Raw genomic sequence first — 16,857 nt, forward strand, 5'->3', positions numbered from 1 at the left:
CACGTCACATACCGCCCTCTCAGACGACCTGTGCCCGTGGCGACACGATGCCCAAGTGCAAGCGTGCCTACCACCCGGGGGACACAGCCGGCGAAAGTGCCACTCGTCGGTCACGGTACGAGGGCGTCAAGATCGATATCCAGGGGGAAGGGCACGGACACCTTCAGCCGACCTCGGTGGATGCCTGTGGGCACGTAGGTACTGGTCATAGCATCGAGCTCGTATGTGTGGACAGTGGGGGCGCCCGCCTCGTCCTCGATACGCCAGAAGTGGGGGATCTTGGCCTGGCCATATTTGAAGGGTTTCAGAGACCGGTCACGGTCCGCCGACTCCTCTGAGACGACCTCGACGACCAGAGCGACATCCTCGGGCGCGTACCACGTGCGGTCAGGATCATATGCGACGGTGGAGACAAGGATGTCGGGCTCGGGCCGGCTCTTCCTGTCCAGGCGGACCGTCATCTCCCGCTCCGCCTCGAAGCCCGCGGGAGCTGCCTGCCGCAAGCCGAATGTGAGACTCTCCACGAGCCGGGAATGCCAGGACCGCTGCGGCGACATCATGAAGATCAATGCTCCGTCGATGAGTTCAGTGTGCCGTGGCGCCTGCGGAAGATGGTCAAGGTCCTCCGCCTCCCAGCCACTCGGCCTGGGCGGGATCATCCAATCAGGAAGTCCGGCGGTCACGGCTGCCTCCAGGCGCCTTTGAAGGTGGTCAAGGGACCTTGCTCCCGGGCGACGGACACAGGCCACACGATCAGAGACAGCGTAGTTGATGCAGCCAGACTCCTGGTAGATCGGGCAGGCGCGTGATCTGCTCGCCGGGAGCGGTTTCCCACCGGCATCCAACGGCTTACAGCGGCCCACGTGCCGAAGTGCTCGGCGCGGTCGAACGCGATCGCGGCGAACGCGCCGATGTCGCGTACCGCGATCAGTGGCCATCGGAATCTGCGGTCGTACGGCGAGGGCGAGCACCAGTTCCCCGTTGTCCAGGACCGGGCGGTTGTAGGTGGCGAAGTTGTCCATGAAGGAAACGGGACGCAGGATCGTCGCCGGGAGTCCGAGCGAGCGGAGGTGTTCCTCGATCCGCTGTTTGCTCTCGTAGTACGGGATTCCGGAGTGAGCGTCCGCGCCATTGAGCGAGCTGTAGACCAGGTGCTCGATGCCCAACTCCCGGGCAAGATCCGCCACTGACCTTGCCAGCCGTTCTTCGGCCACCACGCCCTCGCGGTTGATCCGGGGGTCGACCATCATGGTCAGCACGAGGAACACGCCATGTACGCCCTTCATCGCCTTCCAGCGCGACGTCGGATCCTTTCAGGTCGCCGACGACAAGGCCGGCTCCTGCCGTATGCAGAGTTCTGGCGGGGGGATCAGGGTCGCGGACGAGGGCCCTGACCGGCTGGCCGCGGTCGAGCAGTTGCTGTGGGGTCGCGCCGCCCTGTTGGCCGGTGCCACCGATGACCAGCACGGTTCCCCTATGATCTGCCATACGAAGCTCCTTGCGGAAACGGCCGGGCCGTCCGTTTCGCGCCCGTCGTGTCAGCATGGGGCGGTGTCCAGGAGGACGGGCCGGCAGCCCGCGGTGCCGAACCCGTCGCCTCGCTCGTGTGCCCGTCCTCCTTCGGGAGGACGGGCAGGGTGCGGTGTCAGCTGTAGGTCCGGTGGTCGTTGGCGGCGAGCCGCGACCCCCTGGCGCGGTCACGTGCCGCGTACGCGCGCCCTGCGTCAGTAGAGGTAGACCGAGCTCAGCAGGTCGTTCCAACTGCCGCCTCCCATGTACCCGTCGGACTGCCACGCTCCGACGAAGACATTGGAGGGGTTGCTTCCCCTGCCGTCGTTGTCCTTGGCGAAGGAGGTGGCGCAGTTGCCGGTCTTGTAGGAAGAGGTCTGGTCGTTGAAGCCCCACTGGTCCAGGTTCTGCCAGTAACCGCTGTCGTAGAACGACAGGATCCGGCCCGCAGGGAAGGGGGAAGTGTTGAAGTTGGCGTTCTCGTACAGGCGCAGCGGGGTGGAGCAGTAGCCCTGGGCGATGCTGGGGCTTGCGGTCCTGGCCTGTTGGGCGGCCTTCGCGTCGCTCTCCTTGGCGGTGCGGAAGCAGTCGATGACACCGCGCTGGACGTTGCAGGCCTTGGCAGCGCCCCAGCCCTTGGACAGGTCGATCGTCTTGCCCTCGAAGCGTGCGAAGGTCGGCGTCCCGGCCGCCTGGGCGGTCGGTGCCATGACGGTGGCGCTTCCGACTGCCAGCGCGAGTCCGCCGAGCGTGATGCCGGCCTTGGCAAGGATTCTCTGCATTCTGCTTGCTCCCGTGATTGGGTCGGTTCGAGGCATGACCGGAGGCAATTCCTGCCCGCTCGTCGTGGCGGGGCCGGGCCTCCGGGTTGTGCGTCGCGCTCTTTCCTGTCCTGGACCACGGTGCGCGGCCGACCGTCGGTGAACCTTGGCTAAACGTTGAATCCACTGGTCGAAGGTGCTATGCCAGGGTGGGAACTTGACACTCGGGGGCGTGCTGTGAAGGTTGAGTTCGATTTACTCGGCGGCGTCGAGGCGCGTGTGGACGGCCGAATCGTTGATCTGGGTCATGCCCGGCAGCGGTGTGTGCTGGCAGTGCTGCTGGTGGACGCCAACCGCGTGGTCAGGGTGGACCAGCTTGTCGAGCGCGTCTGGGCCGACCGTCACCCGCAGCGGGCCAGGAACACGCTCTACGGCTACCTCTCCCGTTTGCGACAAGCCTTGGCCATCGCCGAGGGGGCGGACATCGTCCGGCGATCCGGTGGTTATGTCCTCGACGTCGAGGCGACCGCAGTGGATCTCCACCGTTTCCGTGACGTCGCCGCCCAGGCCCGGGCGGCGGTGCGGAGCGAGCAGGACGAGCAGGCTGCGACTCTGTTCGGGCAGGCGTTAGGCCTCTGGCGGGGAGATGCCTTCGCGGGTCTGGACACCCCTTGGATCAACGCCCTCCGCGACGCGGTCGACCAAGAACGGATCGCGGCCGAACTGGACCACACCGACGTTCGGCTCCGCTGCGGTCACCACACCGGACTGTTGGCCGAACTGGCCGGCCGAGTCGAGACCCACCCACTGGACGAACGGCTGGCCGGCCAGTTCATCCTCGCCCTGTACCGCTGTGGCCGCCCGGCCGATGCCCTCAACCACTACGAACGAACCCGGCTCCTGCTGGCCGAAGAACTCGGCTGTGACCCCGGCCTCCCGCTGCGGCAACTGCACCAGCAGATCCTCACCGCCGATCCCGCACTGAACGTCCCGGTTACCGTCCCGGCCGGCGGGCGTGCTCCGAGATCCGCACCCGCTCTCGTGCCGCGCCCGTTACCCGTGCCCCCGCCGGTGCGCACTCCACGGGACGGCGCCGACCTGGCCGGCCAGCCGACACCGCGGCGGCCCCGGACGGGGAGTCACCTGGTCGGGCGGGCAGCGGAGCTGAGGGTCCTCGACGGTGCGATCGCGGACGCCCTGGCCGGTGCGCCAGGGGTGGTCGAGGTGGTCGGGGAACCGGGTATCGGGAAAACACGGCTGCTCGGCGAGCTGGGCGAGCGTGCGAGACAGCAGGGCTTCGTGTCCCTGGCCGGCCGCAGCGTGGAGTTCGACCGGGCTCCGTACGGTGCGTTCGTGGACGCCCTGGACGACCACCTCGGCACGGTGGACTTCCTCCGGCTCCGCCACGACGGGTCACCGCCCGGCGTGTTCGCCCTGCTGAGTACGGTCTTCCCCGCGCTCAGTGAGCGTTTCCCGACCGGGCCGGATCCGGTGACGGCCGAACGGTACTGGTTGCACAGGGCGGTGCGCACGTTGCTGGAGACGCTGAGTGCCGACGGCGGGCTCGTGCTCAGCCTGGACGACCTGCAGTGGACGGATGACGGTACTGCCGAGCTGATCGACCATCTGGTACGGCATCCGCCGAGGACACCGCTGCTGCTCGCCCTCGCCTACCGTCCCCGGCAGGTCGCGCCGCGACTGGCCGCGGCGCTGGCCCGGGCGGGAACGGAGGGAAGAGTGGCCAGGGTCGAGTTGGGCCCGCTGTCTCCGGCCGAGGGAGCGGAACTGTGCGGGACCAGGACGGATCACTGGCGCTTCCAACGGCTGTACGAGGCCAGCGGCGGCAACCCGTTCTACCTGGAGGCGCTGGCCCGAAGCGCCGGGAACGAAAGCCCGCCGACGGCGCCGGCCGTCCCGGCACCTGCCGCCGGCGATCTGCCGCAGTCGGTGCGGGCCGCGCTGCTGGAGGAGCTGGGAGGCCTGTCGGCCACTGCGAGGGTCTGTACACAGGCGGCCGCGGTGCTCGGCGACTCTTTTGAATCCGGCATGGTGGCAGTCGTGGCCCAGACCGGTGAGGCACAGGCCCTTGCCGCCCTGGACGAGGTCGCGGAGCGGGACCTCGTACGCCAGGTCGGCTCCACGCGCCAGTTCCGGTTCCGCCATCCGCTCGTGAGGGCAGCGGTGTACCAGGGGGCGGGCGCCGGCTGGCGGATCGAGGCACACACCCGGGCCGCGGACGGCCTGGCTCTGCACGGCGCACCGCTGACCGCCCAGGCATCGCACGTTCAGCGTTCGGCGCGCGTAGGAGACGAACACGCCGTCGACGTACTTGTACGGGCCGCCCGTCAGGTGATGACGATCGCACCGGCCACCGCCGCGCACTGGACACAGGAAGCCCTGCGGTTGCTCGGCGAGCAGAGTCGACTGCGGCCCGAACTGTGGCTCCAGCAGGCCGATGCGCTGGGCATGGCCGGACGACTGCTGGAAAGCCGCGGCATCCTGCGCACGGCCGCCACCCTCCTGCCCGCGCGGGACCGGGGCCGACGGGCCCGGGTGACCGCCCTACGCGCCACCATGGAGTGGGCGCTCGGCCGGTACGAAGAGGCCACGGCTCTGCTGCTGCGGGAGTTGGCGGACCACGAGGGCCAACTGCGGCCTGAGACCGCCACTTTGGAGTTGGGCGTCGCGGTGGTGGCGCTTCGTAAGAACGACTTCTCCACGGCGATCGACTGGGGCGGACGAGCGTTGCGTTCGGCGGAACGTATCGGCGACCCGTCGCAGACCACTGCGGTCCGCGCTCTCCTGGCCCTGTCGCACACCTTCGCGGGCGACGCCCGGGCAGCCGACCACCTCGACCCCGTGGTGGACGTGCTCGACGACACCGACGACCAGGAACTGGCCGGGCAATTGGACACGCTCGTCATGACAGGCTGGACGGAGATGCTCCACGGACGCTACGACCCCGCACTGCGCCATCTCCGCCGAGGTCTGGATGTGTCCCGCCGCACCGGCCAGAGCCTCGTGCTCGCCGATCTCTTCGCCGCCTCCGCCTACGCCTACCTGTGGCTCGGACGCCTGGACGAGGCGGCGGCCTACGCCGACGACGCCCTGGAGGCGGCGTCACTCGTCGGCAGCGGCGAGCCGCGCTCGTTGGCCGAGGTGGTGAGCGCGGCAGTCCTGATGTGGCGTGGAGACTTCGTCGGAGCACTGAAGATCTGTGAGGAGTCGCTCTCTTCGGCCGGCTCCGCGCCGGGGGCGCACCGGTCGGCGATGGTCGGCATGCTTGGCCAGACGCTGCTGCTCAACGGCGATCCGGAGGGCTGCGTCAGCAAGGTGCTCGAAGCGGGCGGCGGCCCGCACCTGCTCGGGTTCGAAGCCCCGGTCCGCCCGATGTGGTTCCGGCTGCTGGCTGTCGCGGAACTCGCCCTGGGCGACGTGACAGCCGCCGGGATGTGGGCCGACCGAGCAGCCGCAGCCGCAGAGCTCGACCTGTCGCCCGGCTGGCGCGGGTTCGCGTTGCAGGCCCGCGCCGAGGTAGAACTCGCCCGGCAGAACCCGGCGGCGGGTCCCACCGCGTGCCGGGCCGCTGCCGAGTTTCGCGCGGCCCGGATGCCCCTCAACGAGGCCATGGCCCGGCTGACCGCCAGTACCGCACTGTCCGCCTCAGGCCGTCAGGCCGAAGCACTCGCCGAGCTGGAACAGGTGAAAGCCTTGGCGGACACGTGCGGGACCCTCGTCCTGTCCGAAATGGCTGATCACGAACACCACCGAATCGCCCTCGGGACCCCGCCTCCGACAGCTGGTACGACACCCGGCACATGAAGTTCCCGAACAGCGGGAGCTCTGGTGGAGTACGTTCTCGCGGTATTTGCTGAGCTTCTCAGGGTCGCCGCAGGGCGTAGGTGTTCCAGAGTTCGCCGGCGAAGAAACGGCCGAAGCGAGTGAGCGCCGCGGTGCCGTGCGGGCCCGTTGTGCGGAACGTAGTGAGCAGGCGGGCGAGATCGGTGGCGCCGAGATTCGCCGTGCCCGTGCCCAGGAGCGCGGCGTCGGTCCCGCCAGGTTCGTGGATGTGTCCGTCCAGGATGCTGAAGGCCAGCGTCGTCGTGTCGATCCACAGGCGGCCCGGGGCGCCTGGCGCCAGGTCCTTGCGGCCGGTGAAGGTGCGGGGCCGGCCGTCGGCGTCGGTGAAGTGGAGCCGGTAGCGCATCGTCCGGCAGCCGTCCTCGAACAGGCGGACGCTGCCCTGCAGGACGGGCCGGCGTCCTCCGAAGCAGGGGCTGTCGATCCAGCCGTCCGCGCGCGCCTCGTGGTCCGGTTCTTCCAGGAAGCCGTCCACGTCGTCGGCCGTGACGGTGAGCCGGAACGCGAACGGTCCGGTTCGGGACCCGTCCGCACCGGGTGCGTAGCGTCCGCGCAGTTCCTCCGTGAACTGGAGGGAGGTGCGGCGGGGGTACGTGCGGTGCGCGACCGCCCGTGGGGTGGCGGCCCGGTTCTCCAGCAGGCGGGTGCACATACGGTCGGCCAGGGCCGCGATGGTGAGGGCCGGGTTGGGGCCCACCGGGCCGGGCATCGCCGCCCCGTCCGCGACGTACAGGCCCGGGTGGCCGAAGACCTCGCCGTACGGATCGCAGACCCCGGTGCCGGGATGCCGGCCGATGGGGGCGCCGCCGAGCGGGTGCACCGTGAGGACACGGTTCCGGTGCCAGAGCGGATGGTCGGCGTAGCCGCCGCCGAGCGCGCCGGCGACCTGCCGCATGAGTGTGCGCGTCCGCTCGAACTGGGCCGCGCTGCCGCCCCGTACCGTCCAGGTGCTGTCCAACCGGCCGCCCCGCATGCGCAGTTCGCCGTCCGGCACATCTCGGCCCATCGCGAGCAGCGGCAGGGACGTACCGGTGAAGGCGCCATCGCCGAGGAGTTCGGCGAACGCGCCCGAGAGGCTGGGGTCCGGGGCACGGGAGATCCGGTCGAGCAGCCTCCCGGCCAGGAAGCGGGCCGCCCGGGAGATTCCCTGCGGTGCGTGAGCGCCTTCGACGAGCCACTCCACGAAACCCGGGTATCCCGCGTCCTGGATGTAGCCGCCGCGCCCCGTGCCCGGTATGCCGTCCAGTTCGTCGGGCAGCCGGATGGAACTGGTGATGACCGGACCGCGGCTGGGACGCATCGGCCGGGGCTCGTCGCCCCGCCTGGCCCGGAGCACGAACGCGAGGTGGTCGCCGTTCGTCGAGAACCGGCTGCCGATCGCCGGGCTCAGACCGGGCAGGTTCCGGCGGGAACGCAGGAGCAGCGAGACCGTGTTGTAGGTGCCGGCGGCGAGGACCAGACGGTCGCAGCTGATGGTGTGGAACGTTCGGGAGGTACGGGGTGATCCGGGGGAGTGGGGTGATCCGGACGCGACTTGTCCGTGCCCGCGGCGGCCGGTCGGATCACCCCTTTTCCCTCCCCCTTCGCCATCTGGTCCGTGTCTGACGTAGTCCACCGCGTATCCGCCTCGCGCGAGGGCCCGCACCGTGCGCACCTCGTGTCCGGTGCGGAGGTCGGCACCGAGCCGCCGTGCCGCCGACAGATAGGTGTGGTCGAGGCTGTTCTTGGCACCGTCGTTGCAGCCGAGGTTGCACTCACCGCACAGCCGGCAGGTACGGCGGCCGACACCATGCAGGTTGCCCTGGTCGGTGTCGGCCATCGGCAGTCCGGGCTCGGGGTCGGCGCCCGGTTCCGGGGCGAAGCTGATCGCGAGCGGTGGCCGCTGCGCCGTCAGGCCCAGCCGTTCGGCCGCTTCACGCATCGCGTGGGCCCGGGGTGTGTCCGTGTAGCCGGGAAGGTCGAGCGGGTACGGGACCGGGCGGAGCATCCGCTCGACCTCGTCGTAGTGCGGGTCGAGTTCGGCGCGGCCGACGGGCCAGGCCTCGTAGCCGCCGCCGGGCAGCGGCTGTTCGTCGACGAACCAGCGTTCGTCCTTGCGCAGCAGCACGCTTGCGTAGATGAGCGATCCGCCGCCCAGTCCGCTGGCGACGACGGAGTCGAAGGCGCGGAAGCTCCACACGTCGAACAGGCCGTGCAGGCCTGCCCGCGGGTCCCAGAACGCACGGCCGAGTTCGGCCGGGGAACGGGCGAAGCTACCAGGCGGGTAGGCGCGTCCGCGTTCCAGCAGGACCACCTGTTGTCCGGCCGCGGCCAGCCGGTACGCGGCCACGGAGCCGCCGAATCCCGAGCCGACGACGACGGTTTTGACGTGTTCGGCGTGCGACTCCGTCATCTCATACAGCCCTTCGGTGAAGGAAGTCGAGGAGGCGCGGGAACACGTCCCGGTGCGCGTCCCGGCCGATGATCGCGTCCACGTAGCCGTAGCCGGGGGCGACGAACAGTTCGTATCGGTCGGGGTCGGCGGTCTCCCGCGACATCACCTCGTGCTCCTGGACGACGGAGTCCCCGAAGACGCGGTTGTGCTCGCCGGTCAGGAACAGCACCGGTGGGCCGCCCTTGACCGCCGCCGCGAGGTAGTTGTCCGGGAGGCTCGCGTGGCGCGGATCGGCGTCGTCGTACTTCACGGCACGACCCGCTCGTACGATCCTGTCGATGTGCCGGTGGTAGCCCAGCCCGACAGGGCCGAACAGGTCCGCGACGCGATCGTGAGTGACGGGGTCGAGTTTGTCGTGGCTGTAGAGCGCGGGCCAGCCGGTACCCCACATGAAACTCACCATGTGGCAGGCCGGGTTGTCGCACTCCGGGTGCGCCAGTGACACCAGGCGGGCGAACAGTCCGCTCCGGCTGTACCAGGCCGCGTCGCCGCTCCGCGGGTCGAGCCGGGACAGCCCGAGCGCGCCCTCGACGAGCGCGGGGCCGTACGCCAGCTTCCAGCGCGACCAGGCCGGTACGCGCATCAGCAGACCGACCGCGCTGGTGACGACGCTGGTGATGTCCCGTACGGCGCCGGCGTACAGGCTCATGAGGAAGGTCATCCCCCCGAGACAGTGCGCCACGACGTGCACCCGCCGTTCGCCGACATGTCGGCGCAGTTCGGCGAGCGCGGCCGGGTAGTCGTACAGGGCGATGTCGTCGAGGGTGTGCTGGTGCGGTTCCGTGTTGTACGGGAAGCGGTTGCTCATCCGCATGTCGAGCGTCCATACGTCCGCGAAACCGTTGTCGAGGAGGCACGTCACCAGATTCCGGTGCTCAGGCATGATGAACAGGTCGCTGGACGCGGTCAGTCCATGGACGAGGAGTACGACGTCGTCGCACTCCGCCCGGCGGAAACGGGTCAGTTGGAGGCCGAGTCCGTCGTCCGTGGTGACGGGGTGAACGGTGACCTGGGCGTCGGGAACGCCGGTTGTGGTGTGACGGGGGATGGCGGCGCCCGTCTGGATCGGCATGGTTGTCCCCCTCAGTCGGTCGGCCGCCCCACGATGGCGTCGGCGGCCAGGCAAGGCCATCGTGGCGCTCCCGGCTTCGGTGTACCTGCGGGAAACCTGAAATCGGCAGGTCACGGCGCCGATGCCAGGTCAGGCTCGGTTGCCGTCGCTCTTCGAGGCACCGCACCGCGGCGCTGCCAGAGGCCGGAGTCTCTGCGCGCTGGAACGGGAACCCGCTGCGCGTGGATTCGACACACCGTCCTGCGTCGGCGTGTTCGCTCTGGGGTTTTCTGATTCCATACAACCGGGACGCGTTCGGGATACAGGGACAGTACGTCCGCCCGCGCCAGCCGCCGCCCGGCGCGGTGATGGAACGTCGGCGGGGTCGTACGCCGCGCGCGCCAGACACCGTCGACGGCACACACGTGACCGGGATGCTCGCGGCCTGCCCGTTCCAGGGCCCGCAGAGCCGTCGCCCGGTCCCGGGCGGCGAGGGCGGCGACCGCGGCGGCGTTGCTGCGATCGCGTACGCAGAAGTACTCGGGACCCGCCCCGTCGAGGGCCGTGCGGACCGCGGCCGCGTTGGCGTTTCGCGCCGCCAGCGGCGAGATGTCGGGGCGTACGAGGACCCGTTTGGGCACATCGCGGACCAGCCGCACCTCCTGGTCGTGCTCGGCGAGCAGGCCGGGATGCCGACGCACCTGGCACTCCCACGGCCTGGGTCAGACCCTCTACATTGTCGAGGGTATTGCCCTGATCCAGTCCCGGGGCGGCGGAATCCTCGAAGCCCACCCCGGCGACGTGGTCTGGACCCCGCCGGGCGAGGAGCACTGGCACGGTGCCGCGCCCGACCACTTCATGGTCCACATCGCCTTGTAGAGACCGACGAGGTCGACTGGCTCACGCACGTCACCGACACCGAGCACGCCGGCCCGCGCCGCAGCACCCGCACCCCCTGACCCAGAGCCCTTAGATTCCTCGGCCAGCTCTTGCCTGGGCCGGGACACGGAGCCACTTTCCGCACAGCACAGAAAGGCAGCCTCACTATGCGCGGAGCAGTTCTCTACGCCCCCGGCGACGTGCGCTTCGAGGAGCGTGACGACCCGCAGATCCTGAAGCCGACCGATGCGATCATCCGCACGGTCGCCACCTGCGTGTGTGGCTCGGACCTGTGTAGCTACCGCGGCATCAACCCGATCGAGGAGCCAGAGCCGTTCGGGCACGAGTACGTCGGCATCGTGGAGGAAGTCGGCGCCGAGGTCGCTCGTATCAAGCCGGGCCAGTTCGTCGTGGGCTCGTTCTTCGCCTCGGACAACACCTGTCCGAACTGCCGCAACGGGTACCAGACCAACTGCCTGCACCGCTAGTTCGTCGGCGCGGGCGGCTGCCAGGCCGAGAAGATCCGCGTCCCGCTGGCCGACGGCACCCTGGTCGCCACCCCCGACCTGCCCGCCGAGGAGCACATCGCCAGCCTGCTGGCGTGCTTCGACGTCTTGGGCACCGGCTGGTACGCCGCCGTGACCGCCCAGGTCCAGGCCGGTGACACGGTGGCCGTGGTGGGTGATGGCGCGGTGGGCCTGCGCGCGGTCATCGCCGCCAGGGAACTCGGAGCGGAGCGGATCATCGCCATGTCCCGCCACACATCGCGGCAGAATCTGTCCCGCGAGTTCGGCGCCACCGACATCGTGGCCGAGGGCGTGGCCCGGGTCAAGGATCTGACCGGCGGGATCGGCGCGGACCGCCTACTGGAGTGCGTCGGCAGCGCCCAGTCCATGCTGCAGGCCCTGCACTCCACACGCCCCGGCGGCAACGTCGGCTTCGTCGGCGTGCCGAACGACATGCAGATCGGCGACACCAAGCTGTTCCACTCCCACGTCGGCCTGCGCGGCGGCCCCGCCCCGTCAGGGAGTTCCTGCCCGACCTGATCGACCGGGTCCTCTCCGGCCGCATCAACCCGGGCAAGGTCTTCGACCTCCAGCTCCCGCTGTCGCAGGTCGCCGAGGGCTACCAGGTCATGGACGAGCGCCGCGCCATCAAGGCCCTGCTCAAGCCCTGACCCGCTCAGACTGTTCGTGGTGCGGCACCTGTGTCGCACCACGACCAACCCTCCATTAATCGGCACATGACGCGAGGAGTTCCATCGTGCACACGCGCACTCTCGGGCAGGGTCTTGAGGTCTCGACCATCGGCATGGGATGCATGGGGATGTCGCAGAGCTACGGCCCCAATCCCGGCGACCGCAGCGAGATGATCGCGGTCCTGCGCGGCGCTGTCGAGCAGGGCGTCACGTTCTTCGATACCGCCGAGGTCTACGGCCCCTACGCCGACTGGCACCGGCGCCATCTCGATCCAGCACGCAAGACCCGCGATCTCGTCCGCCAGCTCCAGGCCCTCGGCCACCAAGTCGCCCTCACCCCGACAGCAGCTTGACCGCCCGCCTCCACCGACATCCGGTCCGCAAGCGGCCCGGATGCTGCCGCCTGCCCTCCCGAAGCTGGATTTTCCGTTCAGCTTCAGAGTCAAGCTCAGGCCTTTGGCCGGTTGACGGTGTGTCAGTTCAGCGCGCCGGTGGAGTGCTCCATCAGCAACCATGGGCCGCCCGCCAGCGATCGCATCAGGTCGCTGCTCAGCGCGACGACTGGAACGGTGCCGCCTCCATCCGCCACTACACCAGCCCCGACCTGTTGGACTGGACCCCTCACGGAGCTCTGAACCTCGGTTCCGACCGGGTCATCGACGCCTGCGTGTTCCCGCTGCCGGACGGCGGCTGGCGCATGTGGTTCAAGGACGACTCCCACGGCTCGCTCACCTGCGCCGCCGACAGCTCCGACCTCTACGACTGGCGGCCCACCGGGCCGGCCGTCGGCCACCGCCCGCACGAGGGCCCCCAACGTCTTCGAACTCGGCGGGTTCTACTGGGTGCTCGTGGACGAGTGGCGAGGCCAGGGCGTGCTGAGGTCCGACGACCTGACCACGTGGGAACACCGGGGACTGATCCTCGACAAGCCCGGCAGCCGCCCCGACGACGGGACCATCGGCCTCCACGCCGACGTGGTCGTCCAGGGCGGGACGGCGTACGTCTTCTACTTCACCCATCCGGGCCGTGTCGCCCCCGTCACCGACGACGACGGCACCTACGCCACCCGCCGCTCCTCTCTCCAGGTCGCCGCCGCACGGGTCGTCGACGGCAGCCTGCGCTGCGACCGCGACGAACCCGTACGGCTCGATCTGTCCGCTGCCTTCTGACCGGCGGCACTCCGTCGGTCAGTTGAGGGTCCACTGCTGGTTGGTCTGGCCGTTGCAGGTCCACAGGACCAGCTTGGTGCCGTTGGCGGTGGCCGCCTCCGAGGCGTCCAGGCAGAGGCCCGAGAGGTTGTTGGCGACGGTGCCGTCGGAGTGGATGGTCCACTTCTGGTTGGTGCCGCCGGTGCAGTCCCAGATGATGACCTTGGTTCCGTTGACGGTGCCTGCGCCGTCGGCGTCCAGGCACTTGTTGCCATAGACGACGAGTTCGTCGCGTGCGGTGTGCGTGAAGGTCTGGTTCTGCCCGCCGGCGCAGTCCCAGATCTCCGCCTGGGTGGCGTCGGTGACGGTGTTCTTCTCGATGTCCACGCAGCGGTCGGAGGCGGCGCCCACCAGGGCGGTGCCGTCGGTGCCGGGGATGTTCTGGACGCGGATGGCGTCGATGTCGGGCGCGGTGCTGCCGGAAACCGCCGCGAAGCGCACGGTGTTCGTGCCCTTGGCGAGGTGAGCGAGTACGGACACGGTCCGGTAGGTCGACGACGAGCCCGTCGGTGGGAAGGAGACCGTGTACGTGTACTGGCCGCCCACCTGGATGGTCGCCCGGCGGTCTGTGCTGCCGCCGTTGGCGTAGGTGACGTCGATCAGCTTGGTGCCGGCCGAGGAGGCGGTCACGCCGGTGAAGGCGGGCGTGGTGGCCGTGGTGGTGTCCTCGTACGTGGCCCCGGACGCCTCGGTGCCGGAGACGGTGAGCAGGACGGCGTCGCCCGCGGGGACGGTGGTGGTGTAACTCGTGCTGAAGGAGCCCGCGTCGGTGCCGGTCCACACGTCGCGTACGGAGGCGGCGGCCGAGGTGAGGCCCAGGTCTGCCCAGCGGACCGTCATGGACGCGGCGGAGCCGGTGCGGTTGAGCAGGAGCACGGCGCGCTTGCCCGTGCCTGCCAGGACCTTGCCGTACACCTGAAGGCTGCGGGTGTCCTCTGCGACCTTGACGCCCTGCAGTCCGCGTGGGTCCTGGTCGATCGCGATGACCTCGCGGTTGGTGAGGATGTCGCGGGTGGTGGTGCTCATCGTGGCCAGGTTGTTGCCGGCCAGCAGCGGGGCGCCGAGGATCGACCACAGGCCCATGTGGAGCCGGTTCTGGGCGGCGGTCAGGCCGCTCATGCCGGTCATCATCATGTCGGGGTCGTCGTAGTAGCCGGTGTGCTGGGCGGCCGGGTGCAGTGCCCGGTCGAAGTTGGTGAGCATCATGGCCGTCGTGGGGGTCTGGCCCCACAGGATGACGTCGGTGCTGGTGCGCCACAGGTCGCCGTAGCCGGTGGCCCAGTTCCACGGCAGTCCGCTGCCCCACTCGCAGAAAGACAGCACGAGCTTGTGGCCGGTGACGGCGGTGGCGGCCTGGTTGGCGGCGGCGATGGCCTTGTACGTCGTCTCCGGGTCGAGGCCCTCGACCCGGCCACCGCACCAGTCGATCTTGACGTAGTCGAAGCCCCAGTTTTGGAAGGTCTCCAGATCCTGCTGGTAGTGGCCCTCCATACCGGTGTTGGGGGCGGCGGCGCGGGTGGTGGGGTAGTAGTAGCCGCAGCCGTTCTTGCCGGCGTCGGTGTAGATGCCGGCCTTGAGGCCCTTGCTGTGGATGTAGTCGGCGACGGCCTTCATGCCGCTCGGCCACAGGCCGGCGTCGACGGCGATGGTGCCGTCGGAGTTGCGGTCGCCCTGCCACCAGCCGTCGTCGAGGTTGACGTACTGGTAACCGGCCGCCGACATACCGGAAGAGACCAGAGCGTCCGTCTGCTGCTTGATGACGTCGGAGTCGATGCTGCTGGCGAAACTGTTCCACGACGCCCAGCCCATGGGCGGTGGGGTTGCTCCGATCTGGCTGGTGCTGACGGCGGCAGGCTCGGCGGACAGCGGGGCAGGCCGTTCGTGACCTGCCAGGGCCGTCAGGCCGGCCAGGCCGAGGGCGAGAACGAGGATGCGTGCGGTCAGCCGCCTCGCCCATCTTCGGGGGGTGTACGACATGGAGGCTCCCTCTGTCAGTAGCCGACGCGGAAGGTCGCGTCCTGCCGGTCCGTGGTCGTGGAGATCGGGTCGATGCGCAGCACGTAGTTCGCGTGGCGGATGCAGCGGGTCGGGTTGTTGTACGACCGGAACGAGGACCAGCTCGCGTCGGCCAGCCCCGGTGTGCGGTAGAAGGTCGCGTCCGCGGCGAACGTCGACGTGCCGTCATTGACGTCGAGTCGGAGCTGGTAGTCGTAGTGGCGGAGGTACCTGGTCGGGTAGTTGACCGACTGGAACGAGATCCCGGCGGAGTCGGCGAGACCGGGGACCAGCTTCCACTGGGAGTCGCTGGGCGGGTCGATGGGGTATTCGTCGATGCGGCCGACGAAGTTGGAGTGGCGGACGTAACGGGCCGGGTAGTTGTAGGACTTGAGACGGTTCCAGGCGGGTGTACCCCACTTGGCGACGAGGTTGTCGTACTCGGTGGTGCTGATGGCCGTGATGCCGCAGTGCTTGGAGTTCAGGGGCTGGGTGTAGGTCCTCTGGTCGAGGGCGGTCCACGTGCCCGAGGCGAGATCGGTGGACTGCCAGGCGTAGAAGACGCCGTTGGGGGTGTAGGTGTCGCCCCACAAATACCAGGTGCCGGAGGTCTGGGACCTGACGAGAGTCGGGGCCTCCGTGCCGCCGTGGGCGACACCGGTGGTGAACTCCGTGAAGCTGCCCGGGGCGAGGGAAGTGGATCTCGCTCCGACGAGTGTCTGGTCCTTCTTGAAGTAGAGGTAGTTGACGCCGCCCGCGCCGACGGCCATGTCGCCGTCGATGACGTCGTAGCCCGGGTCGAAGAAGACCTGCGGGTCGGAGGCGGTGAGGAAGTCGCTGGTGTAGTTGACCATGATGACGTTGTGGCCGCTGTCGTTGACGGCGGAGTAGATGACCGCGTACTGGCCCCGCGCCGGGTCCCAGAACGCTTCGGGCGCCCAGCAGTGCGTGTTCATGCTGTGCAGCTTCAGCCGGTGGTAGCCGGTGAAGGTGCGCAGGTCCGTGGTGTACCAGACGTGGATGTACTGACTGACGTAACTCCAGTCCGTGCCCTTGAGGTCGGTGGCGAGGACGACGAAGGTGCCGTCCTGCTTGCGCAGGATGAACGGGTCGCGCAGGCCGAGATCGCCTTCGGTGGGCGTGACCAGGGGGCTGTTCTGGTTGAGCGGCATCCAGTTCAGCGAGTCCTGGCTGACGGCGAGGTGGAGACCGTAGTCGGTTCCCTCGCCGAGGCTGGTCGACTCGGTGAAGTAGCACATCGCGTACGCGGATCCGGCGGCGTGGGCGGTCCCGGCACCGAGGGCGAGCGCGCCGGACACGGCCAGGGGGGTGGCTGCGGCCATGCCGAGGAAGTGGCGTCGGGAAGGGAGGGGACGAGCGGTCATGGGTGCTCCAAGGGGTGTGCGGGGCCCTCAGGACGGCGTTCGCGAGCAAAGATTTGATCGGTATTTCGAACTAGGTTCGGAGGGTCGGTCGGAAGGTAGGGCCTGGCCATGTGCGCGTCAATTGCGTTGTCGTTCTTTTGTGATTCCTGTGCGCCCCGGGGCGTCGGGTCGGGCGCCCCGGGGCGGGGAGGTCAGGGTTTGGTGTAGATGAGGCCGAGCTTGTCGACCTCGTCGCCGGAGCGTCCGTGGAAGCCGGTGATCTGCCAGCCGGTGGGGGCGGTGCGGGTCACGCAGTCCGAGGTGGTGGATCCGCCGGCCAGGGTGTTGCCGAGGTTGGTGGTGAATCTGGCGTAGAAGATCCGGGTGTGGCCGCTCTTCTGGCCCTGGCACAGGTACGCCGATGTCACGTACTCGCCGCTGCCCAGCGTCAGTGAGGACGCGGTGCCGCCGGTGCCGCCGTGGGTGAGCGTGGTGCCGCCTGCGAGGGTGATGCCGACCTGGTCGACGCGGGAGCCGGAGCGCAGTGAGATCTTGGTGGCGCGGGCGGCGGCCGGGACGCTGTCGATGTCCTGGTAG

11 protein-coding genes and 3 pseudogenes are annotated in these 16,857 nt (G+C 69.3%); 5 read left to right on the top strand and 9 right to left on the bottom strand.

Translation table 11 applies throughout. From position 1 onward, the window contains the following. Positions 1 to 110: 110 nt before the first annotated feature. The 4 genes and pseudogenes from JHN63_RS53170 to JHN63_RS31905 form a co-directional block, all read right to left on the bottom strand. A complete protein-coding gene (locus JHN63_RS53170; protein ID WP_234478022.1) occupies positions 111 to 659 on the bottom strand; it encodes a Uma2 family endonuclease in 549 nt (182 codons plus the stop codon). A 327-nt stretch (positions 660 to 986) separates the two neighbouring features. Continuing rightward, a pseudogene (locus JHN63_RS54025) lies at positions 987 to 1,289 on the bottom strand (NmrA family NAD(P)-binding protein); the annotation flags it as partial. Positions 1,290 to 1,314: 25 nt separating this feature from the next. After that, positions 1,315 to 1,545 (bottom strand): annotated as a pseudogene (locus tag JHN63_RS54825) (NmrA family NAD(P)-binding protein); the annotation flags it as partial. 179 nt (positions 1,546 to 1,724) lie between these two features. Further along, complete coding sequence (locus JHN63_RS31905; protein WP_200687182.1) at positions 1,725 to 2,291, bottom strand: hypothetical protein; 567 nt, start codon at positions 2,289 to 2,291, stop codon at positions 1,725 to 1,727. A gap of 303 nt (positions 2,292 to 2,594) precedes the next feature. Between JHN63_RS31905 and JHN63_RS53180 the strand changes: the two genes are divergently transcribed. Continuing rightward, on the top strand, positions 2,595 to 6,092 hold the full coding sequence (locus tag JHN63_RS53180) for a BTAD domain-containing putative transcriptional regulator (RefSeq protein ID WP_307782026.1): 3,498 nt from the start codon (positions 2,595 to 2,597) through the stop codon (positions 6,090 to 6,092). A gap of 58 nt (positions 6,093 to 6,150) precedes the next feature. Here JHN63_RS53180 and JHN63_RS31915 read toward each other — a convergent pair whose 3' ends face one another. Then, the gene (locus JHN63_RS31915) at positions 6,151 to 8,523 is read right to left on the bottom strand and encodes a GMC oxidoreductase (RefSeq protein ID WP_200687184.1); all 2,373 of its coding nucleotides are present in this window, start codon (positions 8,521 to 8,523) and stop codon (positions 6,151 to 6,153) included. Position 8,524: 1 nt separating this feature from the next. Continuing rightward, a complete protein-coding gene (locus JHN63_RS31920) occupies positions 8,525 to 9,637 on the bottom strand; it encodes an alpha/beta fold hydrolase (RefSeq protein WP_200687186.1) in 1,113 nt (370 codons plus the stop codon). Between the two features lie 612 nt (positions 9,638 to 10,249). Here JHN63_RS31920 and JHN63_RS31925 point away from each other — a divergent pair. From JHN63_RS31925 to JHN63_RS53190, 4 genes and pseudogenes are all read left to right on the top strand, one after another. Then, positions 10,250 to 10,495, top strand: a complete 246-nt coding sequence (locus tag JHN63_RS31925; protein WP_234478020.1) for a cupin domain-containing protein — start codon at positions 10,250 to 10,252, stop codon at positions 10,493 to 10,495. Positions 10,496 to 10,662: 167 nt separating this feature from the next. After that, positions 10,663 to 11,672, top strand: a pseudogene (locus JHN63_RS31930) (zinc-dependent alcohol dehydrogenase family protein). A gap of 86 nt (positions 11,673 to 11,758) precedes the next feature. After that, on the top strand, positions 11,759 to 12,046 hold the full coding sequence (locus JHN63_RS53185) for an aldo/keto reductase (RefSeq protein ID WP_307782027.1): 288 nt from the start codon (positions 11,759 to 11,761) through the stop codon (positions 12,044 to 12,046). 495 nt (positions 12,047 to 12,541) lie between these two features. Then, entirely contained in the window at positions 12,542 to 12,862 is a 321-nt protein-coding gene (locus JHN63_RS53190) for a hypothetical protein (RefSeq protein ID WP_234478021.1), read from the top strand. A gap of 18 nt (positions 12,863 to 12,880) precedes the next feature. Here the strand turns inward: JHN63_RS53190 and JHN63_RS31945 are convergent, their stop codons facing one another. The 3 genes from JHN63_RS31945 to JHN63_RS31955 form a co-directional block, all read right to left on the bottom strand. After that, on the bottom strand, positions 12,881 to 14,878 hold the full coding sequence (locus JHN63_RS31945; RefSeq protein WP_200687188.1) for a ricin-type beta-trefoil lectin domain protein: 1,998 nt from the start codon (positions 14,876 to 14,878) through the stop codon (positions 12,881 to 12,883). A 14-nt stretch (positions 14,879 to 14,892) separates the two neighbouring features. Next, positions 14,893 to 16,281, bottom strand: a complete 1,389-nt coding sequence (locus JHN63_RS31950) for a glycoside hydrolase family 43 protein (RefSeq protein WP_200687190.1) — start codon at positions 16,279 to 16,281, stop codon at positions 14,893 to 14,895. A 191-nt stretch (positions 16,282 to 16,472) separates the two neighbouring features. Then, positions 16,473 to 16,857, bottom strand: a 385-nt coding sequence (locus tag JHN63_RS31955; protein WP_267953826.1) for a jacalin-like lectin, incomplete at its 5' end; no start/stop codon positions are given.

The organism is Streptomyces sp. MBT65, assembly GCF_016612545.1.
In the GTDB taxonomy this organism is placed as follows: domain Bacteria; phylum Actinomycetota; class Actinomycetes; order Streptomycetales; family Streptomycetaceae; genus Streptomyces.

What these genes read in the sequence shown, in the direction of transcription:
- JHN63_RS53170 (WP_234478022.1), bottom strand. Translation starts at nt 659, where the DNA reads ATGATCCCGCCCAGGCCGAGTGGCTGGGAGGCGGAGGACCTTGACCAT.
- JHN63_RS31905 (WP_200687182.1), bottom strand. Translation starts at nt 2,291, where the DNA reads ATGCAGAGAATCCTTGCCAAGGCCGGCATCACGCTCGGCGGACTCGCG.
- JHN63_RS31915 (WP_200687184.1), bottom strand. Translation starts at nt 8,523, where the DNA reads ATGACGGAGTCGCACGCCGAACACGTCAAAACCGTCGTCGTCGGCTCG.
- JHN63_RS31920 (WP_200687186.1), bottom strand. Translation starts at nt 9,637, where the DNA reads ATGCCGATCCAGACGGGCGCCGCCATCCCCCGTCACACCACAACCGGC.
- JHN63_RS31945 (WP_200687188.1), bottom strand. Translation starts at nt 14,878, where the DNA reads ATGTCGTACACCCCCCGAAGATGGGCGAGGCGGCTGACCGCACGCATC.
- JHN63_RS31950 (WP_200687190.1), bottom strand. Translation starts at nt 16,281, where the DNA reads ATGACCGCTCGTCCCCTCCCTTCCCGACGCCACTTCCTCGGCATGGCC.